At 75.8% G+C, this 25,613-nt stretch carries 25 protein-coding genes and 1 pseudogene; 14 read left to right on the top strand and 12 right to left on the bottom strand.

All coding sequences use genetic code 11. From position 1 onward, the window contains the following. The first annotated feature begins 141 nt into the window (after window positions 1–141). Together AB0L25_RS13180 and AB0L25_RS13175 are read left to right on the top strand one after the other, a co-directional pair. A complete protein-coding gene (locus AB0L25_RS13180; protein WP_500171747.1) occupies window positions 142–1,479 on the top strand; it encodes a sensor histidine kinase in 1,338 nt (445 codons plus the stop codon). 80 nt (window positions 1,480–1,559) lie between these two features. Then, window positions 1,560–2,198 carry a DUF6461 domain-containing protein gene (locus tag AB0L25_RS13175; protein ID WP_500171596.1) on the top strand — a complete coding sequence of 213 codons (639 nt, stop codon included), beginning with the start codon at window positions 1,560–1,562 and terminating at the stop codon, window positions 2,196–2,198. On the opposite strand, the gene AB0L25_RS13170 is transcribed toward AB0L25_RS13175, so the two are convergent. Then, window positions 2,143–3,681 carry an FAD-dependent monooxygenase gene (locus tag AB0L25_RS13170; protein ID WP_500171595.1) on the bottom strand — a complete coding sequence of 513 codons (1,539 nt, stop codon included), beginning with the start codon at window positions 3,679–3,681 and terminating at the stop codon, window positions 2,143–2,145. The two genes, AB0L25_RS13175 and AB0L25_RS13170, sit on opposite strands and share 56 nt — an antisense overlap. Window positions 3,682–3,732: 51 nt before the next feature. Here AB0L25_RS13170 and AB0L25_RS13165 point away from each other — a divergent pair, with 51 nt between their 5' ends. From AB0L25_RS13165 to AB0L25_RS13150, 4 genes are read left to right on the top strand one after another with little or no spacing between them, the layout of a single operon-like run. After that, window positions 3,733–4,353: a TetR/AcrR family transcriptional regulator C-terminal domain-containing protein gene (locus AB0L25_RS13165; RefSeq protein WP_500171593.1), complete on the top strand. Its 621-nt coding sequence runs from the start codon at window positions 3,733–3,735 to the stop codon at window positions 4,351–4,353. A 12-nt stretch (window positions 4,354–4,365) separates the two neighbouring features. Further along, window positions 4,366–4,557, top strand: a complete 192-nt coding sequence (locus tag AB0L25_RS13160; protein WP_500171592.1) for a hypothetical protein — start codon at window positions 4,366–4,368, stop codon at window positions 4,555–4,557. 21 nt (window positions 4,558–4,578) lie between these two features. Next, entirely contained in the window at window positions 4,579–5,136 is a 558-nt protein-coding gene (locus AB0L25_RS13155; RefSeq protein ID WP_500171590.1) for a hypothetical protein, read from the top strand. A gap of 32 nt (window positions 5,137–5,168) precedes the next feature. Beyond that, window positions 5,169–5,786, top strand: coding sequence for a DUF6461 domain-containing protein (locus tag AB0L25_RS13150; protein WP_500171588.1), 618 nt, complete (start codon window positions 5,169–5,171; stop codon window positions 5,784–5,786). Window positions 5,787–5,903: 117 nt separating this feature from the next. On the opposite strand, the gene AB0L25_RS13145 is transcribed toward AB0L25_RS13150, so the two are convergent. Then, entirely contained in the window at window positions 5,904–6,884 is a 981-nt protein-coding gene (locus tag AB0L25_RS13145; RefSeq protein WP_500171745.1) for a helix-turn-helix transcriptional regulator, read from the bottom strand. A gap of 68 nt (window positions 6,885–6,952) precedes the next feature. On the opposite strand from AB0L25_RS13145, the gene AB0L25_RS13140 reads away from it, so the two are divergent. Together AB0L25_RS13140 and AB0L25_RS13135 are read left to right on the top strand one after the other, a co-directional pair. Beyond that, window positions 6,953–7,516, top strand: a complete 564-nt coding sequence (locus AB0L25_RS13140) for a DinB family protein (protein ID WP_500171586.1) — start codon at window positions 6,953–6,955, stop codon at window positions 7,514–7,516. A 1-nt stretch (window position 7,517) separates the two neighbouring features. Then, window positions 7,518–7,949, top strand: a complete 432-nt coding sequence (locus tag AB0L25_RS13135; protein WP_500171585.1) for a VOC family protein — start codon at window positions 7,518–7,520, stop codon at window positions 7,947–7,949. Between the two features lie 12 nt (window positions 7,950–7,961). Here the strand turns inward: AB0L25_RS13135 and AB0L25_RS13130 are convergent, their stop codons facing one another. From AB0L25_RS13130 to AB0L25_RS13120, 3 genes are read right to left on the bottom strand one after another with little or no spacing between them, the layout of a single operon-like run. Next, window positions 7,962–8,837, bottom strand: a complete 876-nt coding sequence (locus AB0L25_RS13130) for an alpha/beta fold hydrolase (protein ID WP_500171583.1) — start codon at window positions 8,835–8,837, stop codon at window positions 7,962–7,964. Then, window positions 8,834–9,424, bottom strand: coding sequence for a DUF1707 SHOCT-like domain-containing protein (locus AB0L25_RS13125; protein WP_500171581.1), 591 nt, complete (start codon window positions 9,422–9,424; stop codon window positions 8,834–8,836). The genes AB0L25_RS13130 and AB0L25_RS13125 overlap by 4 nt, the downstream gene beginning before the upstream one ends. A 26-nt stretch (window positions 9,425–9,450) precedes the next feature. Further along, on the bottom strand, window positions 9,451–9,609 hold the full coding sequence (locus tag AB0L25_RS13120; RefSeq protein WP_500171579.1) for a hypothetical protein: 159 nt from the start codon (window positions 9,607–9,609) through the stop codon (window positions 9,451–9,453). A 173-nt stretch (window positions 9,610–9,782) separates the two neighbouring features. On the opposite strand from AB0L25_RS13120, the gene AB0L25_RS13115 reads away from it, so the two are divergent. Next, a complete protein-coding gene (locus AB0L25_RS13115) occupies window positions 9,783–10,913 on the top strand; it encodes a hypothetical protein (RefSeq protein WP_500171577.1) in 1,131 nt (376 codons plus the stop codon). Between the two features lie 114 nt (window positions 10,914–11,027). On the opposite strand, the gene AB0L25_RS13110 is transcribed toward AB0L25_RS13115, so the two are convergent. Next, a complete protein-coding gene (locus AB0L25_RS13110) occupies window positions 11,028–11,576 on the bottom strand; it encodes a YceI family protein (protein ID WP_500171576.1) in 549 nt (182 codons plus the stop codon). Window positions 11,577–11,745: 169 nt separating this feature from the next. Here AB0L25_RS13110 and AB0L25_RS13105 point away from each other — a divergent pair, with 169 nt between their 5' ends. Further along, window positions 11,746–12,525: a L,D-transpeptidase gene (locus tag AB0L25_RS13105; protein WP_500171574.1), complete on the top strand. Its 780-nt coding sequence runs from the start codon at window positions 11,746–11,748 to the stop codon at window positions 12,523–12,525. 25 nt (window positions 12,526–12,550) lie between these two features. Continuing rightward, window positions 12,551–13,297 carry a choice-of-anchor P family protein gene (locus AB0L25_RS13100; RefSeq protein ID WP_500171572.1) on the top strand — a complete coding sequence of 249 codons (747 nt, stop codon included), beginning with the start codon at window positions 12,551–12,553 and terminating at the stop codon, window positions 13,295–13,297. 29 nt (window positions 13,298–13,326) lie between these two features. Here AB0L25_RS13100 and AB0L25_RS13095 read toward each other — a convergent pair whose 3' ends face one another. Continuing rightward, window positions 13,327–14,385, bottom strand: a complete 1,059-nt coding sequence (locus AB0L25_RS13095) for a hypothetical protein (RefSeq protein ID WP_500171570.1) — start codon at window positions 14,383–14,385, stop codon at window positions 13,327–13,329. 116 nt (window positions 14,386–14,501) lie between these two features. Next, complete coding sequence (locus AB0L25_RS13090) at window positions 14,502–15,170, bottom strand: pentapeptide repeat-containing protein (RefSeq protein ID WP_500171569.1); 669 nt, start codon at window positions 15,168–15,170, stop codon at window positions 14,502–14,504. 135 nt (window positions 15,171–15,305) lie between these two features. Between AB0L25_RS13090 and AB0L25_RS13085 the strand changes: the two genes are divergently transcribed. Further along, the gene (locus AB0L25_RS13085; RefSeq protein ID WP_500171567.1) at window positions 15,306–17,096 is read left to right on the top strand and encodes a serine/threonine-protein kinase; all 1,791 of its coding nucleotides are present in this window, start codon (window positions 15,306–15,308) and stop codon (window positions 17,094–17,096) included. A 24-nt stretch (window positions 17,097–17,120) separates the two neighbouring features. Here AB0L25_RS13085 and sigE read toward each other — a convergent pair whose 3' ends face one another. Further along, complete coding sequence (gene sigE, locus AB0L25_RS13080) at window positions 17,121–17,663, bottom strand: RNA polymerase sigma factor SigE (RefSeq protein ID WP_500171743.1); 543 nt, start codon at window positions 17,661–17,663, stop codon at window positions 17,121–17,123. A gap of 223 nt (window positions 17,664–17,886) precedes the next feature. On the opposite strand from sigE, the gene AB0L25_RS13075 reads away from it, so the two are divergent. Further along, entirely contained in the window at window positions 17,887–19,464 is a 1,578-nt protein-coding gene (locus tag AB0L25_RS13075) for an acyl-CoA synthetase (protein ID WP_500171565.1), read from the top strand. A 76-nt stretch (window positions 19,465–19,540) separates the two neighbouring features. Then, window positions 19,541–21,112, top strand: coding sequence for a serine/threonine-protein kinase (locus AB0L25_RS13070; RefSeq protein ID WP_500171564.1), 1,572 nt, complete (start codon window positions 19,541–19,543; stop codon window positions 21,110–21,112). Here the strand turns inward: AB0L25_RS13070 and rho are convergent. From rho to AB0L25_RS13055, 3 genes and pseudogenes are all read right to left on the bottom strand, one after another. Beyond that, window positions 21,109–22,218 (bottom strand): annotated as a pseudogene (gene rho, locus AB0L25_RS13065) (transcription termination factor Rho); the annotation flags it as partial. The gene AB0L25_RS13070 and the pseudogene rho overlap by 4 nt on opposite strands. Window positions 22,219–22,644: 426 nt before the next feature. Beyond that, window positions 22,645–23,487, bottom strand: coding sequence for a hypothetical protein (locus tag AB0L25_RS13060; protein WP_500171562.1), 843 nt, complete (start codon window positions 23,485–23,487; stop codon window positions 22,645–22,647). Further along, window positions 23,484–25,514, bottom strand: coding sequence for a PEP/pyruvate-binding domain-containing protein (locus AB0L25_RS13055; RefSeq protein ID WP_500171561.1), 2,031 nt, complete (start codon window positions 25,512–25,514; stop codon window positions 23,484–23,486). Before AB0L25_RS13055 ends, AB0L25_RS13060 begins: the two co-directional genes overlap by 4 nt. Window positions 25,515–25,613 lie beyond the last annotated feature (99 nt).

Raw genomic sequence — 25,613 nt, 5'->3', positions numbered from 1 at the left:
CCGTCATAAAACGGGATGTCCCGCTGAGCAGGGCTGAAAACCCGTCGCGGAGTTTCGGGCCGCCGATTTGTGACCGCTCGGTAGCATGCGGGTCAAGTCCCGGTCACGTGACACTCTGTGATGATGGGAGGGCCCTTGCGGATGCGCCCCCGGTCGATCAGGACCCGGGACACCGTCGTCGCCGCCGTGATCGCGGCCCTGGTGTTCGGCGCGTCCGCCGTCGGAGTCGACGTCGCCGTGCGCACGACCGTCCGCGCCGAACTCCTCCGGCAGACGCAGGCGGACGCCCGCCGCGTCAGCGGCGGCCTCCGCGACGGCACCCTCCGCACCCCCATCCCGGACACCCGCGGCGACGTCGTCCTGCAGGTGGTCGAACCGGGCGGGCGCGTCCGGAACGCGAACGCCGCCGCTACGGACGGTCCCCCGGTGAGCACACTCTGGCCGTCCAGTCACATGCGGGTCCGCGACTACACCGAATGCCGCGGCTCCTGGCCGAACCGCGACTGCGCCGTCGTCGAGGCCATCCGCGTCAGCACCGCCCCCGACTCCCCGGTCGTCTACGCCGCCCGGCCCCTCCCCGCCCACCTGCACAACGGCCTCCTCGAAGCCGGTCTGGCCCTCGGCGTCCTCGCCCTCGCCGCCCTCGCCGCCTGGGTCACCTGGCGCGTCGTCGGCCGCACCCTCGGCCCCGTCGAGGCCATCCGCGCCCAGCTCGCCGAGATCAGCGCCACCGACCTGTCCCGCCGCGTCCCCCAGCCCCCGGGCGAGGACGAGATCGCCCAGCTCGCCCGCACCGCCAACGCCACCCTCGACCGCCTCGAGAAGGCCGTGGCCCGGCAGCGCCAGTTCGCCTCCGACGCCTCCCACGAGCTGCGCACCCCCATCACCGGCCTGCGCGCCAACCTCGAGGACGCCGCCATGCACCCGGACGACAACGACCTGCGGGCCGTCGTGACGTCCGCCCTCCGCGACACCGACCGCCTCGAGTCGATCGTCACCGACCTCCTGCTCCTCGCCCGCATCGGCACCGGCGGGACCGTCGCCCACGAACCGGTCGACCTCGCGGCCCTCGCCGCCGCCGAACTCCGCCGCCGCACGTCCGCGCACAAGGTCGTCACCGACCTCGCGCCCGGCGTCACCGTCTCGGCCGTCCGCATGCAGCTCGTCCGGCTCCTCGGCAACCTCCTCGACAACGCCGAGCGCTACGCCGACACCCGCATCACCGTCGAGGTGGGCCGCGCCGCCGGGTGGGCGTTCCTCACCATCGCCGACGACGGCCCCGGCATCCCCCCGTCCGACCGCGAACGCGTCTTCGAGCGCTTCACCCGCCTCGACACCGCCCGCAGCCGCGGCGCCGGCGGCACCGGCCTCGGCCTCGCCATCGCCCGCGAGATCGCCCACGCCCACCGCGGCACCCTCACCGTCGCCGCCACCGACACCGGCGCCCACCTCACCCTCCGCCTCCCCACCACCGACTGACTCCCGCCCGGCGCGTCCCGCGCTCCGGGGGGTGTCGCATGTTCGTGAGAAGCTGCCGTCCGTTCCCGAAGGAGGACGAGATGGCCGACCCCCTCGCCCCGTTCCACTGGCTCGACGCCCACGACTGCGTCCTCGACGACATCTTCTGCGTGTCGTTCTTCCGCGGCGTCGCCCCCACCGACGTCCTGCGCCGCTTCGGCCCGGACGGGACGGTCGGCAGGGAGATGTCGTTCGGCGACCTGTCGGAGACGGTCGCGGAGTTCATCTCGGCGACCAGCGGCGGTTCCGGCGGCGGGCACGTCGGGGTGGTGCAGGCGAGCGGCTGGAGCGTGGCCGTCGAGCTGTGGGGCTGGTCCGCCACCCTGTCCGACCACGCCGCCGACCTCTCGCGGGGCTGCGAGCTGGTCGCGGTCTCCCGGCACGACTACGCCGAGGACAGCTTCGTCTACGCCGCCGAAGGCGAGCTCGTGACCGGGTTCACCCCGCACAGCCCCACCACCCGCTGGGGCGGCGACCCGGACCGGCTCAACCCGGCCCTGCGCAGGCTCGACCTGCCCACCGAGCCCATGGACGACGACGAGTGGGAGGCGTCGTGGGAGCGCCTGTACGAGCACAAGATGGCCCGCATGTTCGCGCTCGCGGCCGAGATCACCGGCGTGCCCTTCACCCGTGACCTGCTGGGCTTCCCGCTTCTGGTCGGCCCGGTGACCCGGAGCTGACCCGGGCGCCGGACGGACGCGCCTCGCCGAGACCCGCGAAGCGTTCGGCGACGGCGGCCGCCGCGGCGCCGGGGTCGGCGGCCTCGGTGGCCCAGGCGACGTGCCCGTCCGGACGGACGAGCGCCGCCCGGACGCCCGTCCACTCCGCGCCGGGGTCGAGCGCCGGGCCGGAGTGGTACGTCAGCCTGTGCGCGCCCGCAAGCGGCCGCGCGTCGCCCGCCAGGTCGAGGAGGACGTGGCGGCCCGCGCGCAGGAGCGTGAAGAGGGTCGCGCCGGCGAAGGCCAGGTCGGGGGCGCGGCGCCCGGTCAGCGGGTGCGCGCCGGGCGCGGCGGGGTAGGCGACGCCGAGGCCGGTCAGCCGCAGGGCCAGCGCGTCCGCCAGGTCCGGCACGGTGGCGATGAGGCGGCCGAGCAGGGTCCGCAGCGCCTGCCCGTCGGAGTCGAAGGCGGTCATCAGCGCGGTCTGCGCGCGGGTGGCGAGGAGCAGCTCGGCGCCGACCGGGTGCCGTTCGGCGTGGTAGCCGTCCAGGAGGCGACCGTCCGGTGCGGCGCCGAGGACGGTCGCGGCGAGCCGCCAGCCGAGGTTCGCGGCGTCCTGGAGGCCCACGTTCAGGCCGACGCCGCCGGCGGGGAAGTGCATGTGGGCGGCGTCGCCCGCGAGCAGGACGCGGCCCGCGCGGTACCGGTCGGCCTGCCGTGCGGCGTTGCCGAAGGACGACAGCCAGTGCGGGTCGCGCATGCCGAGGTCGCCGCCGGCGATCCGGGCGACCTTGGCGCGCAGGTCGTCCAGGGTCGGGTCGCCGGGCCAGTCGGCCCGCACCCAGTCGGGGTCGGTGCCGACGACCCGGTGCAGGGTCTCCGTCAGCGGCACCACCATGACCCCGCCGGAGGGGCCGGAGACGCTGAGCGCCCCGCCCGGCGGCGGGTCGTCCAGGACGACGTCGGCCAGCCAGCCCCACGTGGTCGCGGGGGTGCCGGGGAAGCCGATCCCGGCGGCCTCCCGCACCGTGCTGCGCGTCCCGTCGCAGCCGACGGCGTACTCGGCGTCGAGGACGTACGGCCCGTCGGGCCCGGTGGCCTCGATCCGCACGCGGGCGTCGTCCTGGGCGAGGCGGACGGCCCGGTGGCGCCGCAGCACCCGCGCGCCCATCGCGACGGCGTGCTCCTCGAGCAGTTCCTCGGTGCGGGCCTGCGGGAGCGCGAGCGTGAACGGGAAGGGGGTGTCCAGCCCGCCGAACGGCAGGCGGTCGTCGAGGGCGCCGAAGTGCCCGCCGGGGATGCGGCGGCCGTCCGCCAGGAAGCGGTCCACGACGCCCCGGGACGCGAGGAGCTCCAGCGTGCGCGGGTGGACGGTCAGCGCCTTGGACCGCGGGTCGCGCTCGGCGCGCGCCTCCAGCACCGTGACGTCCGCTCCGCCGAGCCGCAGTTCCGCGGCCAGCCACAGCCCGACCGGCCCGCCGCCGACGATGACGACCTGTTCCACGAGATCCCTCCTTGGTCAGTGACCAACAACGGTGCCCAGTACACTAGGTCAGTGACCAAGAAGCAAGGGGGCGGCGGCCCGCTCGGCCCCGGCGAGGTCGTCCGCGCCGCCCTGGACCTGCTGGACGAGCGGGGCGCCGCGGCCGTCTCCGTCCGCGGCGTCGCCGACCGGCTCGGCGTCCGCATGAACACCGTCCTGTGGCACGTCCAGAGCAAGGCCCGGCTGGTGGAGCTGATGGCGGACGCGATCGTCGCCGGCGCGCCGCTCGACGGCCTTCCCGCCCGCGGCGACGAGCGCGCCCGCGAGCTCGCGCACCGGTACCGCCGCGCCCTGCTCGCCCACCGGGACGGCGCCGCCGTCGTCGCGGGCACGTACGCCGCGGAACCCGCGACCCTCCGCTTCGGGGACGCCCTGATCGGCGCGCTCCTCGACGGCGGCCGCCCGGAACGCGAGGCGGCCTGGACCGCCTGGAGCCTCATCTACTTCACCCTCGGGCTCGCCCAGGAGGAGCAGGCCGCCCCGGACGCCCTGGCGTCCGAGCTCGGCGAGCGCATCGACCCGGACCGGCATCCGGCCCTCGCGCGGGTGCTCCCGCATTTCGCCTCCACGGCCTTCGACGACCGTTTCGACCACGGGCTCTCGCTCATCCTCCGCGGACCCGGCGCGCCCTGAGACGGTGGCGGGATGGCCGATCCGCTCGCCCCGTTCCGCCGGTTCGACCACCCCGAGAACGCGCTGGACGAGGTCTTCTGCGTGGCGCTCTTCCCCGGGCTGACGACGCCCGCTGAGCCCCGGCCCGGCCGCCCCCGGGGCGGACGAGCGGTGAACCGGCACCGAACCCGGGCGCCGTCCGGTGCGTCCACCAAGGAGACGTGATCACACCCTGGGAGGCCGATCGTGGACGTTCCGCTCATCGCCTGGCCGGTGTTCGCCGCGGGAGGCGCCGGCCTTCTCGGCTGCCACGCCTTCGCCGTCATGGCCGCGCACGAGGCGGCGGAGCGGCTGGTCGCCCCGGCGGCGCGGGCGCGCGCGGCACGGGTCGCGGGCGCGGCGGCGGTCCTGGCGGGTGCCGCAAGCGCGCTGCTCGTCTGGGCGCTGGAGGTCGGGGACCGCTGGCCCGCGGCCGCCGCGGCGGTGGGCGCGGCGGCCGGCGCAGGCCGGTCCGCGGTGGCCCTGCGGCGGGCCCGGACGCGCCCCGGCCCGGCCCCGACGTTCGCCCGCCGGATGGAGCGTCCGTCCCTGGCGGACTTCGCGGTGGGGCTGGCGTGGCTGTTCACCTCAGGGGTGATGGGGATCTTCGTGCTAATGCGGTTCGCGGGCGTCACAGAGCCGGACGCCGCCGACCTGGCGGCCCTCGCGATCCTCGGGGCGTCCTTCCTCGCGGGCCCGGCCGCGATGCTCCTGCGGTACGGCAACCTCCGCCGGGCCCGCCGGACCGGCGCCGAACCGGCCTAGGCGCGCCCGGCGCGCCGTGAGACGGTGGCGGGATGGCCGATCCGCTCGCCCCGTTCCGCCGGTTCGACCGTCCCGAGAACGCGCTGGACGAGATCTTCTGCGTGGCGCTCTACCCCGGGCTGACGCCGTCCGAGGTGCTGCGCCGGTTCGCGCCCGGCGCGGCCGGCCGGGAGGTCGCCTTCGCCGAGCTGTGGCACCTCGGCGACGAACCGGCGATGGAGGCCGAGGGCGGCCACGTCGGCGTCGTCCAGGCGAGCGGCGGCAGCGCCGCCGTCGAGATCGGCGGCTGGACCGCCGTCCTGCCGGAGCGCTGCACCGCGCTTTCGCGCGGCTGCGAGATGGTCGCCGTGTCCCGGCACGACCACGCCGAGGACAGGTTCGTCTACGCCGTCGACGGCGAGGTCGTCTGCGGGTTCGTGCCGCCCCTGCCGCACGGCGGATGGGGGAGCGACCCGCACCGGATCGACGCGGCGCTGCGCGGCCTCGGCATTCCGACCGACCGCGGGGACGACTGGAAGGACGACTTCGCGCGCCTGCACCCGGAGAAGCTCGCCCGGACGTTCGCGCTCGCCGCCGAGATCACCGGCGTCTCCTTCACCCGCGAGCTCACCGCCCTCCCGTTCCTGGCCGCCCCCATCGCCGTCCGCTGAGCCCGCCCGGCGGCCCGGGACGGGCGAGCGGTGCGGAGCGCCCGTCTCGGCGCCGGGCCGCCCACCGCTACCGGGGCATGGCGCACCGGCCGCCACCGCACGCCGGCGCCTTCGCGGTCAGGGCGGAGGCGCCTCGCCGGGGCCGGCCATCGCCGCCAGGCGGCGGGCGAGGCGGGCGGCGGCCTCCCGCAGTTCGGGGGGCTCCAGCACCTCGGCGTCGAAGCCGAGCCGGACGATGTGGACGGCGAGCCGGTCGAGATCGTCGCCGCCCGCGACGAGGACGCACCGGCCGTCGCGCTCGTCCTCGACGCGGCCGACCTGCGGCGGCACCAGCTCCCGCACCCGGTCGGCCGCCGCGTGGAGCCGCACCCGGGCGACGTACCGGTACGGCGACTCGGTGACCGAGCGCTGCACGTACGCGACCGGGTCCGGGTGCTCGCGCGGCCGGAACCGCCAGGTCGTCGCCGCGACGCCGCGCATCCGGTCGAGCCGGAAGGTGCGCCAGCCTGCGCGGTCGACGTCCCAGGCCATCAGGTACCAGCGGCGGCTGGTGGCGACCATCCGCACCGGCTCGACCGTCCGCTCCCGCTCCCGCTCGGGCTCGGCGCCGCCGCGGCCCGCGTACCGGAACCGCACCCGGACGGCGTCGCGGCACGCCCGCGCGAGCGTGACGAGCAGGTCCGGGCCGACCTCGACGCCGGGGCCGACGAGGGTGTCGGTGGCGCCGCGCACCGCGCGCACCTCGGCGCGCAGCCGCGGCGGCATGACCTGGTCGAGCTTGGCGAGGGCCCGCAGCGCGGCGTCGCCCGTCCCGGCGACCGTCCCGCCGGACGCGAGGCGCAGCGAGACGGCCGTCGCGATCGCCTCCGCGTCGTCGAGCAGCAGCGGCGGCAGCCGGGTGCCCGCGCCGAGCCGGTAGCCGCCGCCGACGCCCGCCGCCGCGCGCACGGGATAGCCGAGCGCCCGCAGCCGCTCGACGTCCCGCCGCACCGAGCGGTCCGTGACGCCGAGTTCGGCGGCGAGTTCGGCGGCCGTCCAGGACGGGCGGCGCTGCAGCAGCGCGAGCAGCCGCAGCACCCGCTCGGTCGTCCCCTCCACGGTCACGGGGCCATCGTTCCACGAATCGCGGAACGTACCTGTCCGCTATTGGGGGAAGACTCGGGTCCATGACGTGGAATTCCCTGCTGAGAGAGCAGCTCACCTGGCACTGGGACCGCCAGGTGCGGGCGCGGCTCGACGGCCTCACCGACGACGAGTACTTCTGGGAGCCGGTGCCCGGCTGCTGGAGCGTGCGGCCGCGCGGCACCGGCACCGCGCCGGTGCGGGCGGGGTCCGGCGCGATGACGATCGACTTCGCGTTCCCGCAGCCCGATCCGGCGCCGTTCACGACGATCGCGTGGCGGCTCGCGCACGTCGTCGTCGGCGTGCTCGCGATGCGGAACGCCTCGCACTTCGGCCGCACCCCCACCGACTACTACTCGTTCGAGTACGCGGGCACCGCCGCGGGCGCGCTGGCCCAGCTCGACGCGGAGTACGCGACGTGGACGGCCGGGGTGGGGGCCCTCGGCGAGGACGGTCTCGCCCGCCCCTGCGGGGAGGCCGAGGGCCCGTACGCCGAACGGCCGATGGCGACGCTCGTCCTGCACATCAACCGGGAGATGATCCACCACCTGTCCGAGGTCTGCCTGCTCCGCGACCTCTACCTGCACTCTCGTCGGGAGGCGAGCTGACATGGACGTCCAGATCACCTTCGACTGCGCCGACCCAGCCGCGCTCGCCGCGTTCTGGGCCGAGGCCCTCGGCTACCGCGTGCAGGACCCGCCGCCGGGTTTCGACACGTGGGAGCAGGCCCTGGAGGCGTGGGGCGTGCCGCCCGAGAACCGCAACGACGCGTCCGCGGCGGTCGACCCCGCGGGCGCCGGGCCGCGGCTGTTCTTCCAGCGGGTGCCGGAGCCCAAGCGGGCCAAGAACCGCGTGCACCTGGACGTCCGGGCCGCCCCGGGACTCGAGGGCGAGGCGCGCATGGCGGCCCTGGAGGACGCGGCCGCGCGCCTCGTCGCCCGCGGCGCGACCCGGCTCGAACGGCACGAGCCCGCGCCGCCGATGGGCTTCGGCCACATCGTGATGGCCGACCCCGAGGGCAACGAGTTCTGCCTCGACTGACCCGGCGGGCGCTTACCGCGCGGCGGCCGTCCGGTCGAGGAGCCGGGCGAGGACGTCCGCGGCGTGCGTCCACAGGAGCGCGCCGCCGATCCCCGGGACGACGCGGCGGTGCGCGCCGGGGATCCGGGACGCGAGGAACGCCCCGTTGTCGGGCGAATGGGACGTGTCCTGCTCGCCGTACCAGAGGTCGACCGGGACGGCGACGTCCGCGAGGTCGAACGGCCACCGCCCCATGGCCAGGACCGTGTCGCGCGCGTACCCGGCCGCCGCGCCCTGCGCGAAGCCCTCCTCCAGGGCCCGGCGGTAGGCCGCCGCGAAGCCGGGCTCGGTGTACACGGCCAGGTCGGATGGGGGGCTGCCGCCCATCACCATGTCCCACATGGCGTCCGCGCCGAAGCCCGCGAAGCGGGCGTCGGCGCCGGCCGGATCCGACGCGACCGCCGCGACGAGCCCGCGCAGGTCGGCGGGGAGCCCGGCGGCGAACTCGGGCGCCGCCACCTCGTCCGAGCCGGAGACGACGGCGAGCCCGGAGACGACCCCCGCGACCGCGCACGCGAGCGCGAACGGGGCGCCCTGCGAGTTCCCGACCATCGCCGGGCGGCCCAGGCCGCGCAGCCCCGCGAGCTCCCGCACGTCGTCGGCGAAGTGGGCGAACGTCCGTCCGGGGGCGGGCGTCGACGCCCCGAGGCCCGGACGGTCCACGGAGATCAGCCGCACGCCGAGGGCGTCCACGGCGCCCGCGCCGAACCCCAGCCGGCGGCTCGTGGCGGCACCCGGCGACAGCAGCACGGGGACGCCGTCCGGCGGGCCCCACTCGGCCCAGCCGAACGACCGTCCGTCCGGCAGCCGGGTCGCGCCGGTGCGGGCGGGCTCGGCGACGTACGTCATCGGGGCGGCTCCCGGTCCAGCTTGCGGCGTTCCCACCGGTTGGGGTGGCGGACGACGACGCCGCCGAGGCCGCCGGTGCCGGTGAGGCGCACCAGCGGCGTGCCCGCGAGCCGGTCGGGCGTCGTCTTGTCCGTGAGACCGCCGAGGCCGCCGTCCACCCCGGTGCTGTCGACCGCCCAGCCGGCGGGGACGACGATGACGACGCCGGCCGTCTGGCCGTCCACGTCCAGCCGGATCTCGGGCAGCGCGCACTGCGTCCGGGTGAAGTCGATCTTGACGCCGCCCATGCCGCCGTGCGCGGTGATGTGCGGCGGCACCTCCCAGCGCCCGGTCCGCGCGACCCCGTTCACCCCGCCCTTGAGGACGAGCGGAGAGGCCGCGACGACGGGCGGCAGGTCCGCGGTGAGCGGTGCGAGATCGGCGTGGGTGCGGGCGGTCAGTGCCACCTCCAGCCGGGTCTCCAGCTCGTCGAGCTCGATCCGGCCCTCGGCCGCCGCCTCGCGCAGCCGCTCCACGACGGCGTCCCGCTCGGCGTGCGAGACCCGCAGGTCACCACGAGGGGGGAGATCCGGGACGTCTGCGGTCATGGGTCGATCATACGGGCGATCGTCGCCTACCGGTCGGCGTCCGGGGGCGGCAGCGGGGTCGCCTTGACCGGGTGCTCCAGGAGGGCGTGCGCGGCGACCGCGACCACCGCCAGGGTCGCCACGCCCACCGCGAAGTAGACGAGGAGCAGCGTCCCCACGAGTTCCGCCGCGAATTTCCGCGCCACGTCCTGACCTCCCCCCGAAGACCGGTGCCCACGGGGGTACCCCCGCTCCCGACAAGATCAACTCGGCGCGACGAGTCTTGCCCGCAGGTTTGGCGGCCGTTGGGCTCCGGCGGGGGAACCGGCGCGCGCGGTGCGGCGCCTAAGGGGGCGTTCCCGACCGAGGAGATCGAGGCATGACCGAAGAGATCGTCCACACCGGCTACCCGCGGAACCAGATCGTGGAGTTCGGCGGGCTCCCCGTGGTGGACGCGCTGCCGTCGCGGGGCAGCTGGGACCTGCGGGAACGCGCCGCCGAGGCCCTCGCGCGGCTCGGCGCCCCGGTGCCGGACGTCCTCGAACCCGACGCCGAGCGGGACGCGGCGCGGCTGCGGGCGGCGCTCGCCGACCCGGGCTCGGTGGCCTGGTGGCTGCCGCTGATCTCCCGGACGGACGACCGGTTCGCCTACACCGACGACCACCTGCGGGAACTCGCGCGGCGGGTGAAGGGCGAAGAGGTGACGGCGCTCGTCCTCGGCGGCACGCTGGACATCGGCCAGATCGAGGACTACGAGGAGGAACCGATCGACGCGGCGGGCCCGCCGCTCTTCACCGTCCCGCCGCCGGACGGGTCCGACGAGCAGGGCGACGACGAAGTGCTGGCGATCGCCGTCGAGGCGATGGCGCGCCGCGCCGGGGACTTCCCGAACCTGCGGGCCCTGTACATCGGCGAGATCGACGACGACCAGCGCTGCACCTGCAACGGCGTCGACACGGCGCTGCTCCTGGGCGCGCTGCCGAACCTCTCCGAATTCGTCATGTGCTCCTTGTTCGGCCTGCGGTTCCAGGTCCCGGAGCACACCGGCCTCCGCCGGCTGGCCTTGCAGGGCCCGATGTTCCCGGACGACGTCCTGGGCCTCGCCGCCTGCCGGCTGCCCGCCCTGGAGCACCTGGACCTGTGGTCGAGCGAGGATTTCTCCGACGCCCAGGACCCCGACGAGCGCGCGGCCCTCGACGCGCTGTTCCACAGCGACACGATGCCCCGCCTGCGGCATCTCGGGTTGCGCGAGTTCACGTTCGTCGACGACATGGTCGAGCAGCTCGCCGCTTCGCCGCTGGTGCCCAGGCTGGAGAGCCTCGACCTGTCCCGCAGCGCCCTCACCGACAAGGGAGCGCAGGCGCTCCTCGACCACGAAGCCTTCCGCGGCCTCGCCCGCCTGGACCTGCGGCGCCACTACCTGACCGACGAGATGACCGAGCGCGTCCGGCGGGCGTTCACCGAGGCGGGCGTCGACGTCGATCTCCGCCACGGCATGCGCCGCCGGTGACCGCCGTCAGACCGTGACGACGATCTTCCCCGCCTGCCCGCCGCGGAGCGGCGCACGTGAAAGGGGCCGTCCACCCGGTGGGTGGACGGCCCCTCGTCGCGCGGGAGGCGCGGGTCAGGCCTTGACGGCCTGGATCTCGAGCTGGATGTCGACCTTGTCGCCGAGCATGGCCTTGTCGCCCTTGAGCGGGATGTTGAACTCGACGCCCCAGTCGCGGCGGTTGATCTGCGTGGTGGCGGAGAAGCCGGCGCGGGTGCCGCCCCACGGGTCCTCGCCGACGCCGTGGAACTCGACCTCGAGGGTCACCGGGCGGGTGACGCCGCGGATCGTCAGCTCGCCGTCGACGTAGTGGTCGCCGCCCTCGGAGCGGACGCCCTTGGTGGCGAACGTCATCGTGGGGTGGTTCTCGACGTCGAGCACGTCGGACGAGCGGACGTGGCCGTCCCGGTCGGCGTTGCGGGTGTCGATCGACGCCATCGTGATCTCGGCGGTCGCGGTCGTGTCGGCCAGCTCCTCGGCGACCTGCACGGAGCCGGAGAACTCGGTGAACGAGCCGCGCACCTTCGTCATCAGGTGGCGGATCGAGAACGTGACCTCGGAGTGGGTCGGGTCGATGTTCCAGGTCCCGGCGGTCAGCTCGGGCGCGACGGCGGCGATGCTCATGGTGTGCTCCTATGTGCTTGAAAGTTCAACGACCTGTTCGCAGGTTAGTTGAGTGTTCAAACACTGTCAAACCCCGGGATGTTCCCGTCCGCGTGCAACCCTCCGCCCGCCCCGTGCGTAGTGAGCGGTCGCAGAGGCAAATCCGGCCCTACGACCACCTGGAGGCTCCGTGAGCGAGGAACCGTCCCGCGTCCCGCTCGGGCTGGCGGCGGGCGCGGCCGCCGCCGCGCTGCTGCTGACCGGTTGCGGGGGAGGCGGGAAGGCCGCCGCCGGCGCCGCCGGCGCGGCCCCCGCGGGCGACCTGCCCCAGGCCACCACCTACACCACCCTCGACGGGCTGCCGCGGGACTCCGCGCCGCCCGCAGACGGCCCCACCACCGTCGTGCACCCGGAGAAGACCGTCCCGGTGTCGGCGGAACCCGGCGGGCCCGCCCTCGCCGAGCTGCCCGCCACGCAGCTCAAGGGCCCCACCTGGGTGCCCGTCGTGGAGAGCCGCCCCGGCTGGCGGCGCGTCCTGCTGCCGAGCCGCCCCAACCGGGTGACCGGCTGGATCCCCGACAAGGGACTGCGGGCCGCGCGCAGCACGCACGTCATCAAGGTCGACCTCAGCGACCGCGAGATGACGCTGGCCGAGTCCGGGCGGGACAAGGGCACGTGGACGGTCGCGGTCGGCGCCCCCAAGACGCCCACCCCCACCGGACGCACGTTCCTGCTCGCGTCCCTGGCACCGCCCGAACCCACCTACAGCCCCCTGATCCTCCCCGTCGGCGCCCACTCGGCGACCCTCGACACCTTCGGCGGCGGCCCCGGGACGGTCGCGTTCCACGGCTGGCGCGACGCGTCCGTCTTCGGCGAGGCCGTCACGCACGGCTGCGTCCGCGTCCCCGCCGACGCCCTCGACCGGCTCTCCCGGGTGCCGCTCGGCAGCGTCGTCGACATCCGGGCCTGACACGAACGACCAAGGAGAAACCCCCATGCGTACGATCACCCGTTGCGCCGTCGCCCTCGGCGCCCTCGCCCTGCCCCTCGTCCTGCCCCTCGTTCCGGCTGCCCCGGCCGCCGCGACCGCCGGCGGGACCGGCTCGGCGTTCGCCGTCGCCGCCACCGGCCCGGTCGCGATCCCCGCGACGCCGTCGGTGTCGTCGGACGCGCAGCGCCCCGAGCGCGACAGCGTCGCCGAGCTCCCGGACAACCCGCTCGTCCGGGCGGGCGCCCTGAACGCCGCCGCCTGGTCCGGGCACGCCCGCGCGTCCGCCGCCGACGTCGTCGTGTCGCGGCTCGGCCTGGAGGCCGCCGCCGTCACGGCCAAGTGCGAGAACGGCAACGGCGTCTCGCACCTGGCCAGGGCCACCCTGGACGGCCGGAAGCTGCAGGCGAACGCCCGGCCGAACAGCGCCGTGCAGATCGACCTGCCGAAGCTCGGGAACGCGTCCGTCACGCTGAACCGGCACGTCCGCGACCGTGACGGCTCCCTCACCGTCACCGCGATCGAGATCGTCCTCCCGCTGCCCGGAGGCGTGACGCAGAAGCTGAGCATCGCCTCGGCCACCTGCGGCAAGACCGCCGCGAAGCCCGGCGACCCCGGTACCCCCGGTGGTGGCGGCGAGCCGGGCGGCCCGTCGGCCGGCACGCCCTCCGCCCCGGCCGCGACCCCGTCCGCGCCGGTGTCGGCCGCGCCCGTCCCGACCCCGGTGGCCGGCGACCTCCCCGTCACCGGCTGACCCGAGACCCCGCGGGGCGCGCCGTCCGCTCACCCTCCCTTGGACGGCGTGCCCCGCGGGCCGGGGCGCAGGACGTCCAGGAACCGGGCGTTCGACTCCACCGCGCGGGCGGTCAGCTCCTCGCGGACCAGCCGGACGGCCTCCAGCCCCAGGTCGCCGGTGAGGTCGGGATGCCCGGCGAGGCCCGCGGGAGCGTCGGACGGGAGGGCGGCGCCGGCCGCCCGGAGGTACCGCTCCCACTCGCGGTGCGCGCGGACGGCGTCGTCGACGGGCTCCAGGTACGCGGAGATCTGCGCGATGAACTCCGCGTCGGCCCGCCGGGCCGCGGCGACGGCCTCGGCCTCCGGCCGCGGCGCCTCCCGCACCCGGTCGGCGGCGGCGTGCGCCGCGAGGTCGTCGATCTCGGCGACCAGCGGCGCCCGGTCGCGCATCCGGACCGCCATCGCCCACTCGGCCTCGTGCAGCGCGGCCAGGACGGGCGCGGCGTCGAACGCGGGGGCGAGCAGCCGCCCGGCCTCTGCGACGCGCTCCCGCGCGTGCCGGACGTCCGCGAGCCGTGCGCGTTCGACGGGCCCGAGGTCCGCGGGGTCGATCGCGCGGTCCCGTCCGATCACGTGCGTGACGCCGCGGGCGCCGAAGGCGAGGAAGATCGCGAACGCGAACCCGTGCAGGATCCCGAACGGGACCGTCACCGTCCCGAACGCCTCCGCCATGACGATCGCCCACACCGCCCAGACGCCGAAGAAGCACGCGATCAGCCCCGCGCCCGACAGCGCCGTCGCCCGCCGGTCGGACGCGTTGGCCGGGACGTACGCGAACGCCGCGGCGATCCCGGCGGCCGACGCCCAGCCCGTCCCGCCCACCTGCCGGACGGTCTCGACCGCGGCCACCGCGCACCCGAACACGAGCGCGCCCACCAGCAGGCGCTGCCGCAGGAACCGGTGCGAACCGGGCCGGGTGCCGGGCCGGTCGAGGAGGAGCGCCCCCTCGCCCGCCCGCAGCCGCGCGAGCGTCCCGGCGGGCAGCAGCGGGTCGAACACCATGCCGGCGGGCACGGTGCCGCGGCTCCGGATCCCGTCTCCTCGCATGCGTCCCTCCGCCCTGGCGGCGTCCAGGGCGGGATCGCATCACGCGGGGGTGTGCGCCGGTGCAACGGCCGGTGAAGCCCGGCCGTCCACAGGATGTGGATACGCGCGCCGGCGGGTCAGTCGGCGATGGTGATGCCGAGGGCGGCGGCGAGGGACGGCAGGACGCTGCGGGCGTCGGACGGCGCGAGCACCGCGCCGTCGAGGCTCTCCACGCCCGCGACGTCCCACAGGTCGCAGCCGGTGAAGCGGGCCCCGGTCAGCGTGGCGCCGCTGAACCGGGCGCCCGCGAGCCGGCAGTCCTCGAACCGGACGCCCGGCAGGTCGGCGCCCTGGAAGTTCGCCTCCCGCAGGTCGCAGTTCCGGAACACGACGTCCTTGAACCTGCTGAACCGGTAGTCGCTGAGGTCGGCCCGGCACTCGTCGAACAGGACGTCGCGGAAGCCGCAGTCCGTCCAGGACGTGCCGGTCAGCCGCGAGCGGACGACCCGCGCGTTGAACGCCCGGGAGTCGAACAGCCGCAGGTTCGCGAGGTCGCAGCCGGTGAGCGCGACGTCCGCGAATCCCGCGCGCCGCAGCGTCCCGGCGGACAGCCGCGTGTCGGTGAACCTGCACCGCTCGAAGTCGACGCCCTCGACGTCGTGCCCGACGAGGTCGAACGGGCCCCACGCGAGCGCGATGTAGGTGCCGTCGTCCCGCAGTTCGTCGTGCAGGGGGTCGGCGGGGGTGAGCGACGCCGGGATCCGGGGTGCCTTCGGTTCCTTCGGCACGGTGGTACGCGACGGCATGGCCGCGACCCTACCCGCCCCAACACGCGGCGCTTTCCGTCGTGCCCGTATCGGTGATTTCGGTCGCGACGGTGCTGGGAGGAAGCCGGTGCGCTGTGCCATGGTGCGGCCTTGGGCGCCGTTCGGGAGGTAGGCGTGGGCGACTGGCGGGTCTCCGGTTTCACCGAGGTGATGGAGCTCGGCCGCGGCGGGCAGGGGCGCGTGGTGCTGGCCAGGCACGAGACCGCGGGCACCCCGGTCGCGATCAAGTACGTGACGGCGGCGGACCGGGAGCCGCTGCGGCACGAGGCGCGGATGCTCGGGACGGTCGAGAGCCCGCACGTGGCGCGGCTGTACCGGCTGGTGGAGAGCGACGAGGGCGTCGCGCTGATCATGGAGGCGGTCGAGGGCGTCACGCTGAAGGAGGTGCTGGCCCGGCACGGGGAGCTGGCGCCGGAGGCGGCGCTCGTCGTGCTGAAGGGGTCGCTGCTGGGGCTCGCGGCGGCGCACGCGGTCGGCGTGGTGCACCGCGACTACAAGCCGTCGAACGTGATGGTCCCGGCGGACGGGCGCAGCAAGCTGATCGACTTCGGGGTGGCGGTGGCGGCGGGGGCCGCGTCGGCGTCGGGCACGCCCGCGTACATGGCGCCCGAGCAGTGGCGCGGCGAGGCGGTGTCGCCCGCGACGGACGTGTACGCGGCGACGTGCGTGTTCTTCGAGTGCGTGACGGGGCGGCGCCCGTTCGCGGGGGCGGGCGGGCACCTGTCGGAGGAGCCGCCGGTCGAGGACGTCGCCGAGCCGCTGCGCCCCCTGGTGGCGGCGGGACTCGCGAAGGACGCGGACGGACGTCCGGCGAGCGCGTCGGCGTTCGTCGAGGAGCTGGAGCGGGTCGCGGGCGATGCGTACGGGGACGGCTGGGAGGACCGGGGCGTGCGCGTCCTGGCCGGTGCGGCGGTCGCGCTCGCGTCGCTGTTCCCGCTGGCGGCCGCCGGGATCGGGACGGGCGGCGCCGCGGGCGGCGCGCTCGCGGGCGGTGCCGCGGGCGGCGGCGCGGCGGGTGCGGCGGGCGGCGCGGCGGGCGCGGCCGGTGGCGCGGCGGGCGGGTCGGCGGGGTCGGCGTCGGCCGGGTTCCTCGCGAAGGTCGGCGGCGCGAAGGCGATCGCGGCGGCCGGGGGCACGGCGGCCGTCGTGGCGGCGGGGAGCGGCGTCGCGGTGTGGCAGGCGGGCGACGACGGCCCGCCGCCGCGCGCGTTCACCCCCGGCGAGGTGACGCTCGCGTCCGCGACGATCGGCGACCCGTCCATCAACCTGGCCTCGGGGACGGTCCGGTTCGCGCAGGTGAGCGGGCATTCGGACCCGGCCGTCCAGCAGCGGATCAACGCGGCGCTGCGGGCGCCGGTCGACCAGTCCGTCGCGGACTACCGGCGGTTCCTGGAGCAGGCGGGCGGGCTGTCGAACCAGGCGGTGCCGGGGCCGCCGCGGCCCGTCCAGATGCGCTCGGACGTCGTGTACCGGGGGCCGCGGCTGCTGTCGGTCCGGTACCTGGTGAGCGTCCCGGTGTACGCGGGCGGCGGGCAGCACATCACGCCGAAGGCCGTCAACATCGAGCTCGCGACGGGGCGGCTGCTCGGGCCGGAGCAGATCTTCACCGCGGCGGCGCTGCGGGACCCGAAGCTGGCGGAGCTGTCGCGGCGCTTCCAGCCGCCGCCCGAGACCCCCGCGTGCGGCTACCGGACGCTGTCGGAACGGACCGAGTTCGCGGCGGACCATCCGCTCTCCGGGGTGTCGTTCTCCCTCACGAAGGACCGCGTGGAAACGGTCTTCACCCCGGACGAGTTCTGCCTCACGTTCGACTTCTTCAAGCCGACGTCCGTCCCCTACGCGAAGCTCGGGGACCTGATGCGGCCGGAGGTCAGGGACCTCGCGACCGCGACGACCCCGCCCTGACCGGGGCCGCCGGGGCCGCCAGGGTCAGGCGCCGGCGACGGGTTCGGGGACCTCGGCGGGACGGCGGTGCTCCAGGGCGACGCGGAGCTGGGCGCGGCCGCGGTGGATCCGCGAGCGGACGGTGCCGAGCTTGACGTTCAGCGTCGCGGCGATCTCCTCGTAGGTGAGGCCCTCGATGTCGCACAGCACGACGGCGGCGCGGTACTCGGGGGCGAGCCCGTCGAGGGCCCGCTGGATGTCGGCGTCGAGGTGCCGCTCGTCGTACGCCTGCGCGGGGCTCGGCTCGCGGCCCTGGAGGCGTTCGGCGGCGTCGTCGGCGAGCGCGTCGAAGCGGATGCGCTGCTTGCGGCGGGCCCGGTCGAGGAACAGGTTCGTCGTGATCCGGTGCAGCCAGCCCTCGAACGTGCCCGGACTGTAGGAGGACAGCGAACGGAAGACCCGGATGAAGACGTCCTGGGTCAGGTCCTCGGCGTCGTGCCGGTTGCCGGTCAGGCGGTACGCCAGCCGGAACACCCTTGTGGAGTGCTCGGTGACGATCTCCTCCCACGTCGGAGGCGTCCACGCCATTGCGCCTGGGCTCACCACTACCCCCGTCTGATGCTGAATCGTTACGACCAAGCATGCCGGTACCCGGATAAGAGGCGTGTAAGGACGGGCGGCGTGGCCGGATCCGGGCGCGATTTGTGATCCATCTCATTGGACCCGCTGTCCAGGGTCATTGAGTACTTACTGGCAACCCGAGCATGATTCGGAACAACCTTCTCACCCACCCCGAAAGGCGAGGACGGCCATGGCGCGAAGCTACAACCTGGCGGATCTGATCGAGATCCTGGCGGAGGCGGGGCCGGACCGCCCGGCGCTGGTGGCCGGGGACGAACGCCGCACGTTCGCCGAGCTGAGCGCGCGGGCGAGCCGCGTCGGGCACCACCTCGCCGACGCGGGGGTGCGGGCCGGCGAGCACGTCGCGATCCTCGCCTACAACCGGGCCGAGTGGATCGAGGCGATGCTCGGCGCGTTCAAGATCAGCGCCGTGCCGATCCCCGTGAACTACCGGTACGTCGCGGGCGAACTGCACCACGTCCTGTCCGACTCCGACTCGGTCGCGCTCATCGGCGAGCGGTCGCTGCTGGCGCGCGTCCAGGAGGTCCGCGCCGACCTGCCGAAGCTGCGCCACGTCGTCGTCCTGGAGGACGGCGGGACGGACGACGTCCCCGGCGCCGTCGAGTACGAGGCGGCGCTCGCCGCGGCCGACCCGTCCGACGACTTCCCGGCGCGGTCGAACGACGACCGGTACATCATGTACACGGGCGGGACCACGGGATACCCGAAGGGCGTCGAGTGGCGCTGCGAGGACATCTTCTTCGGCGCCCTCGGCGGCGGCAACGTCCTCGGCGACCCGGTGACGAGCCCCGAGCAGCTCGCGGAGAACGCCGAGCAGGGCGGGATGGCCGTGCTCGACTGCGCGCCCGTCATGCACGGCGCCGGGCAGTGGGTCGCGTTCATGGGGCTGTTCAACGGCGCGAAGGTCGTCCTCTACACCGACCACGCGTTCGACGCCGACAAGGCGCTGCGGCTCGTCGCGGAGGAGCAGGCCAACGTGCTGATGCTGGTCGGCGACGTGATGGCGCGGCCGGTCGCGAAGGCCCTCGCCTCCGGGGACCACGACACGTCGTCGCTGCTCGGCATCGCGTCCGGCGGGGCGCCGCTCACCGAGGGCGCGAAGGCCGCCCTCCAGGAGCACCTGCCGAACGTGATGTTCCTCGACAACTACGGCGCCTCGGAGACCGGCGCGTGCGGCCCGTCCGTCGGCGGCAAGGAGGGCACCGCCCGGTTCATGATGAAGCCCGGCATCACGGTGCTCGACGACGACCTGAAGGTCGTCGAGCCCGGCGAGATCGGGAAGCTGGCGCGCAGCGGGCACATCCCGCTCGGCTACTACAACGACCCCGAGAAGACCGCCTCGACGTTCTTCACCGACGCCGACGGCACCCGCTGGTCCGTCCCCGGCGACTTCGCGAGCCTGGAGGAGGACGGCACGATCGTCCTGCTCGGCCGCGGCTCGCTGATGATCAACACCGGTGGCGAGAAGGTGTACCCGGAGGAGGTCGAGGTCGCGCTCAAGGACCACCCGGACGTCTACGACGCGGTCGTCGTCGGGCTCCCGGACGAACGCTTCGGGCAGGTCGTCGCCGCCGTCGTGTCGCCCCGCCCCGGCGCGGCGATCACCCTCGACGAGCTGACCGAGCACTGCCGGGGCCGCCTCGCCGGGTACAAGCTGCCGCGCCGGCTCACGGTCGTCGACGAGGTGCAGCGCACGGCCGTCGGCAAGTCCGACTACAAGTGGGCCAGGAGCGTGCTGACCTCCTGACCCCCGGCCGGACGGTCAAGGATTCATGGGGCCGCGCGGGGCGTGACTTGGGTGCGTTCCCGCGCATAACCTCCCCATGACCGAGGACCGTCCGGTGCCGCTCGCGCGACGGTATCGCCTGCTCTCGATGGTCGGCCGCGGCGGCATGGGGACGGTGTGGCGCGCCCGCGACGAACTCCTCGGCCGGGACGTCGCGGTCAAGGAGCTCCGCGTGCCCGCCCGCACCACCGACGCCGAGCGCGCGGCGCTGCGCCGCCGGCTGCTCACCGAGGCCCGCGCCACCGCCGCGCTCCGGCACCCCGGCGTCGTCGCCGTCCACGACGTCCTCGTCGAGCGCGGGCGCCCGTGGATCGTCATGGAGTTCCACGAGTCGCGGTCGCTCGCCCGGCTGATCGACGAACGGGGACCGCTCGGCGTGCGGCGCACCGCCGAGATCGGCGCGGCCGTCCTGTCGGTGCTGCGCGCCGCGCACGGCGCCGGGATCCTGCACCGCGACGTCAAGCCCGCGAACGTGCTGGTCCGCGACGACGGCCGCGTGCTGCTCACCGACTTCGGCCTCGCCCTGCACACCGGACGCCCGCAGGACGAAGACGTCCGGGACGAGCGGGGCCTTCGGGACGGACGGGATCTTCAGGACACGCTGGGTGCGCGTGACGCGGGGGGAGCCTGGGTTGCGGCGGGCGGGGCCGGCGGGGCGGTCGCGGGGATCGAGGGGACGCCCGCGTACCTGCCGCCCGAACGGGTCAACGGCCTGCCGGGCGGGCCCGCGTCCGACCTGTGGTCGCTCGGCGCGACCCTGTACGCGGCCGTCGAGGGCGAGTCCCCGTTCCTGCGGTCGCACGCGCTCGGGTCGATGGTCGCGGTGCTGCTCGGCGACTATCCGCGTCCCGAACGGGCGGGGGCGCTCGCCCCGGTCATCGAGGGGCTGCTCCGGCACGACCCGGACGACCGGCTCCCGGCCGGCGAGGTCGCGCGGCTGCTGGACGCGGCGGCGCGGCCGGACGAACCGCTCGTCCCGCGCCCGCGCGCGCCCTGGCGGCCCGGCGGGTCAGGCGGGTCCGGCGGGTCCGCGCGCCGGCGGACGCGGGCCCGGCCCGGCGCGGTCGCGAGCGTCGCGGCGCTCGCCGTCGTCGCGGCGGGGCTCGGCACGTGGACGGCGCGGTGGACGTCGGTCGGCAAGGGCCACGCGACCGCCCCGGCGGCGGACCCGTTCGTCGAGCTGGCGCCCTACCGGGAGGTGGACGCCTACGCGGTGCGGGTCCCGGCGACCTGGCGGGTGGAGCGGCGCGGCGCGGTGATGCGGTGGCGGGACGGCGCGTCCGGGCGCGGGCTGCGCATCGCCCCGGCGTCCGGCGACCCCCTCGCGGGGCTGCGGGCCGCCGAGCGGGCGCTCGTCGCGGACGGGCGGCGCCCCGGGTACGTCCGGGTGCGGCTGGGGTCCGGGCCGGGACCCCGCGACGGCGCCGAATGGGAGTTCACCTGGCGGGGTGCGGGCGGCGGGCGGCACGCGCTGTGCACCCGCACGGCCGGGTACGAGCTGTGCTTCTCCGCGCCCGAGTCGCGGTGGCGGCCGGATCTCCGCCTCTACGACCGGATCCTCGCCTCGTTCCGCCCGGACGGCGGCACGGCGGAACCTGCGGAGCGTTAGAGCGTCTGCTGGAGGCGGAGCAGGAACTCGGCGTTCGACGACGTGCCCTTCATCTTCTCCAGCAGGTGCTCGACGGCCTGCTGCCGGTCGAGGCCGGTGAGGGCGCGGCGCAGCCGCCACGTCAGCTCCAGCTCCTGCGGCGACATGAGCAGCTCGTCGCGGCGCGTCCCGGACGCCTCCACGTCGACGGCCGGGAAGATCCGGCGGTCGGCCAGGCCCCGGTCGAGCTTCAGCTCCATGTTGCCGGTGCCCTTGTACTCCTCGAACAGGACGTCGTCCATGCGCGACCCGGTCTCCACGAGCGCGGTCGCGAGGATCGTCAGGGATCCGCCCTCCTCGATGTTGCGGGCGGCCCCGAAGAACTTCTTCGGCGGGTAGATCGCGGTCGTCGCGACACCGCCCGCCAGGATGCGGCTGCTGGACGGCGCGGCCAGGTTGTAGGCGCGGCCCAGCCGGGTGATCGAGTCGAGCAGCATGACGACGTCGTGGCCCTGCTCGACGAGCCGCTTGGCGCGCTCGACGGCCAGTTCGGCGAGCGCCGTGTGGTCCTGCGCGGGCCGGTCGAACGTCGAGTGCAGCACCTCGCCCTCGACCGTCCGCTGCAGGTCGGTGACCTCCTCCGGACGCTCGTCGATCAGCACCACCATCAGGTGCGCCTCGGGGTTGCCGCGCGCGATGCCGTTCGCCAGCGCCTGCAGCATCATCGTCTTGCCGACCTTCGGCGGCGACACGATCAGCCCGCGCTGGCCCTTCCCGATCGGCGCGACGAGGTCGATGATCCGGGTGGCGAGCGGGCCGGTGTCGAGCCGCAGCCGCTCGTCCGGGAACAGCGGGGTCAGCTTGCCGAAGTCGGGACGTCCCGCGGCCTCGGCGGGCGGGCGCCCGTTGACGGTCTCCAGGCCCGCCATCGCGCGGAACTTGTCGCGGCCCGTCTTCGGCGGCCGGGCCGTGCCCGCCACGATGTCGCCGGGCCGCAGGTGGTGCGCCCTGACCTGGGCGAGGGAGACGTGCACGTCCTCGGGCCCCGCGAGGTAGCCGGAGGTGCGCACGAACGCGTGCTTGTCCTGGACGGCGAGGACGCCGCTGAACGGCACGAGCGGTTCGTCACCGGCGGGGCGCCGCTGCCCGCCCTTGCGGGCGGCCTGCGCGGGCACGGCGTGCCCCCGCGGGCTGCTCGTGCCGGGGGTGCGGCCGGTGCTCAGGGTGGAAATGGACATTCGTGTCCCTTCTCCGGCGAATGCGGACGAAAGACCGCGTGCCGGGGGTCGATGCCCCGCGTACGGCGGCGGCTTCCGCGGCGCGTACGCGAGAGGAAATGTGAGAAGCAGCTCGGTTCACCGGGCTGACGTCGGCTCCCTAGGTGCGGCGGTCCGGGCCGAAAGCGACCGGACGGTCGATCACCGGGCGCTCAGATGGCCCGGGCGGGGAAGAAAACGCCTTCGCCGCCTGCCTGCGGCGAACTTTGGACGCTGCCTCGACATTACAGCACGTACGACCGCTTCCGCATTCCCGGGGCCGCGCGAATTTCCCGCTCACCCCGGCTGCACCGACACCACCCGGAACGTCGCCCGGTCGATCAGCCCGTCCTGCAGGCACCCGAGCATCCGCCGCAGCGCGTGCTCGCCCAGCGCGGGACGCACCACGATCGCGTACCGGCGCTCGCCCAGCGGGACCGCCCCGCCGCCCTGCACGTACGGCCGCGTCGACCCCCGGCAGTACTCCCACAGCCGGTCGACCAGCGGGTCCACGGACGCCGCACCGGTGTCGCCCCGCGTGTCCGCCTCGATGACGAGGGTGCTCGCGGCCGCCGCGACCGGATCGTCCGGCCGGTCCTGCGTCAGCTCCGCGAGCTGGACGACGGCGAACCCCGTGACGAGCGCCCCGGCGAGCCCGAGCGCGATCGCGCGGCCGCGTCCGTCCGGCCGGGGCTCCGGCGCGCCCGCGAGGACGCCCCCGCCCGGCGGCGCCAGCCCCCGCGGGAGCCCCGCGTCGCGGCCGAACGCCCCCGACACCCGCTCGACCAGCGCGGCGACGCCCGACACGATGATCCCCGCGCCCAGCAGGACCGGGATGAACACCCGGTACCGGTCGTCGTCCTCGAGCCACCGGAACCGCGGCGCGTCCGTCCCGCCCTCCGCGTACCGGCCCCGCGGGACGGGCGCCGGCTCGGCCCGCAGCTCCGCGAGCCCCCGCTCGATCCGCGCGAGCCGCCGCGCGCCCGCCGCCGCGACCCCCACCACCAGCGCGATCAGCAGCAGCACCCCGGACATCAGCGCCCGCTGCCACTCCCACCGCACCAGGTACACGACCACGTACGCGGCCGTCCAGAAGATCGTCACGCCCAGCACCAGGTAACCGAGCCGCCGCGCCGTCATGCGACCGACTCCTCGTCCGCGCGGTGCAGCGTCTCGACGCGTCCGGTGTCGCCGTCCACGAGCAGCCGCGTCCCGTCCGGGAACCGCTCGACCGCGCCGCGCAGCCCGACGACCGTCGGCACCCCCATCTCCCGCGCGAGGATCGCCAGGTGCGACAGCGGGCTGCCGGTCTCCGCGATGAGCCCCGCGAGCGCCGGCAGCCGCGACGCCAGCGACGGCGCGAGCGTCCGGACCACCAGCACCGCGCCGGGCGGCGGCTCCCCCGGGCCCGCGTGCACGAGCCCCTCGCCCCGCCCGCCGCCCGCGGGCCGCGCCCCGTCCCCCGGCGGCGCCGCCTCCGCGACGATCCGCTCCCCGGCCAGCCGGAACGCCGCCGGCAGCGGCGCCGTCCGCGGCGGCGCCGGGCGCCGCTCCAGGTCGGCGGGCAGCGCCCCGCCGTAGAGCGCCGACACCAGCTCGTCCAGCCGCAGCGCCCGCACCAGCTCGGCCCGTGCGAGCGCCCCGCCGTCCGCCAGCCGCACCCCGGCCGTCCACGCGAGCCGGGCCCCGAGCTCCTGCACCCACCGGATGCGCAACCGCAAAGCCTCCCGAGGCGCCAACGCGCCGGACGCGGGGGGTCGGGCGGTGGCGGGGACGTCGGGGGTCGGGGGGAGGGCGAGGGCGGGGGGTATCGCGGGCGGGGCGAGGGTGAGGACGTCCGGTTCGGACGCGACGATGCGTGCGTCGTCGTCGCCGCGGGCGCGGCCTCGTGCCAGTGCGGCGAGGCCGTGGGCGGCGGCCGTCGCGCCGTCCGGTGCAGCGTCGCCCGCCATCGTCCCGGCGAGGGCCTCGAGGCCGTGCAGGGCGGTGAGGGTCGCGCGGGTCCAGTGGAGCGCGGCGGCCAGTTCGGCGTCGGTGAGCTCGTGCAGGGACGGGACGGCGGCGAGATCGGCGTCGACGCCCGCGGCGGCGCCGGCGGCGAGGGCGGGGAGTTCGGCGCGCAGGCGGCCGACGCGCCACGCGGCGCGCAGGCGGCGCAGCGGCGGCAGCGGGTTCAGCGGGTCGAGGCGCCGGCGGCGGGCCGGTCCGGCGCCGAGGCGGCGCAGGTCGGCGGCGGCGCGGCCGCCGACGGCGCGGACGGTCGGGGCGCGCCGCAGCGCCCGCCGGGACACGGCGCCCGCGGTGGCGAGGGCCTCGCCGAGGCCCCGGTCGAGCGGGACGAGCCAGAGGTCCTCCTCGAGGGGCGACAGCGGGTCGGGGAGAGTCTCGGCGACCGGGCCGGGGCCGAGGAGGACGGCGCCGCGCGGGGGGAGCGGGGCGAGCGCCGTCACCGGGCGGCTCTGCAGCAGCCACAGGCGGCCGTCGTGCCCGAACGCGAACTCGACGTCCTGCGGGCCGCCGAACACCTGCGCCGTCCGCGCGGCGAGGCGGGCGAGGCGGCGGAGCTGGAGGGGCGTCAGCGGGCCGCCGTCGCGGTCGGCGCCGACGAGGCGGCCGCGGCGGGTCAGGTCGTAGCGGGTGCCGTCGACCTCGCCGCCGACGAGCGCCTGCGGGCCGCCCGGCGCGGCCGACACGATCACCCGGTCGGTGCGCCCGTCGACCGGGTCGGCGCCGAACATCACCCCGCCGGACGCGGCGTCGAGCTCGGGCTGGACGAGCACCGCCATCGTCCCCGGGCCGGTCGCGGACGCGGCGACCTCGTCGACCGCGCGCCGGAAGTCGGCCCAGCCGGCGACGCCGAGGACGGACGTGAACCGGCCGGCCATCGAGGAGACCTCGCCGTCCTCCAGCGTGGAGGACGACCGCACCACCAGGGCGCGCTCGCCGTCGCGGCTCAGCCGCGCCCACGCGGCCCGCAGGTCGTGGGTGTCGGCGTACCGCTCGTGCCGGTCCATGCACGGCACGGGGATCACGAACCCGGGGAGGACGGGCAGGTCGTGCGACGCGGCCCGCGCGAGGTTCGCCGCCTTGGCGCCGGCCCGGTCGGGCACGGTCGCCAGCGGATCGTCCAGGCCGATCGTCCAGAAGGCGCGTGTGCTCTGCTGCACCACGGACTCCGTTTCCTCAAAGCCGCCCACTAACAAGAATCCGCTGAACGGCACCGGAATTCCTCCCTCACAGGGGGTGTCTCGAAATCCGCCTGGAGG

It is taken from the genome of Spirillospora sp. NPDC052242 (assembly GCF_040679555.1).
In the GTDB taxonomy this organism is placed as follows: domain Bacteria; phylum Actinomycetota; class Actinomycetes; order Streptosporangiales; family Streptosporangiaceae; genus Spirillospora.
The sequence above is the reverse complement of the archived record's forward strand: the minus strand, read 5'-3'. Positions and strand labels throughout refer to the sequence as shown.

Excerpts from the sequence above, each read along its gene's own strand:
- AB0L25_RS13180 (WP_500171747.1), top strand. The coding sequence starts at position 142 with ATGCGCCCCCGGTCGATCAGGACCCGGGACACCGTCGTCGCCGCCGTG.
- AB0L25_RS13175 (WP_500171596.1), top strand. The coding sequence starts at position 1,560 with ATGGCCGACCCCCTCGCCCCGTTCCACTGGCTCGACGCCCACGACTGC.
- AB0L25_RS13160 (WP_500171592.1), top strand. The coding sequence starts at position 4,366 with ATGGCCGATCCGCTCGCCCCGTTCCGCCGGTTCGACCACCCCGAGAAC.
- AB0L25_RS13150 (WP_500171588.1), top strand. The coding sequence starts at position 5,169 with ATGGCCGATCCGCTCGCCCCGTTCCGCCGGTTCGACCGTCCCGAGAAC.
- AB0L25_RS13140 (WP_500171586.1), top strand. The coding sequence starts at position 6,953 with ATGACGTGGAATTCCCTGCTGAGAGAGCAGCTCACCTGGCACTGGGAC.
- AB0L25_RS13135 (WP_500171585.1), top strand. The coding sequence starts at position 7,518 with ATGGACGTCCAGATCACCTTCGACTGCGCCGACCCAGCCGCGCTCGCC.
- AB0L25_RS13130 (WP_500171583.1), bottom strand. The coding sequence starts at position 8,837 with ATGACGTACGTCGCCGAGCCCGCCCGCACCGGCGCGACCCGGCTGCCG.
- AB0L25_RS13125 (WP_500171581.1), bottom strand. The coding sequence starts at position 9,424 with ATGACCGCAGACGTCCCGGATCTCCCCCCTCGTGGTGACCTGCGGGTC.
- AB0L25_RS13115 (WP_500171577.1), top strand. The coding sequence starts at position 9,783 with ATGACCGAAGAGATCGTCCACACCGGCTACCCGCGGAACCAGATCGTG.
- AB0L25_RS13110 (WP_500171576.1), bottom strand. The coding sequence starts at position 11,576 with ATGAGCATCGCCGCCGTCGCGCCCGAGCTGACCGCCGGGACCTGGAAC.
- AB0L25_RS13100 (WP_500171572.1), top strand. The coding sequence starts at position 12,551 with ATGCGTACGATCACCCGTTGCGCCGTCGCCCTCGGCGCCCTCGCCCTG.
- AB0L25_RS13095 (WP_500171570.1), bottom strand. The coding sequence starts at position 14,385 with ATGCGAGGAGACGGGATCCGGAGCCGCGGCACCGTGCCCGCCGGCATG.
- AB0L25_RS13090 (WP_500171569.1), bottom strand. The coding sequence starts at position 15,170 with ATGCCGTCGCGTACCACCGTGCCGAAGGAACCGAAGGCACCCCGGATC.
- sigE (WP_500171743.1), bottom strand. The coding sequence starts at position 17,663 with ATGGCGTGGACGCCTCCGACGTGGGAGGAGATCGTCACCGAGCACTCC.
- AB0L25_RS13075 (WP_500171565.1), top strand. The coding sequence starts at position 17,887 with ATGGCGCGAAGCTACAACCTGGCGGATCTGATCGAGATCCTGGCGGAG.
- AB0L25_RS13070 (WP_500171564.1), top strand. The coding sequence starts at position 19,541 with ATGACCGAGGACCGTCCGGTGCCGCTCGCGCGACGGTATCGCCTGCTC.
- AB0L25_RS13060 (WP_500171562.1), bottom strand. The coding sequence starts at position 23,487 with ATGACGGCGCGGCGGCTCGGTTACCTGGTGCTGGGCGTGACGATCTTC.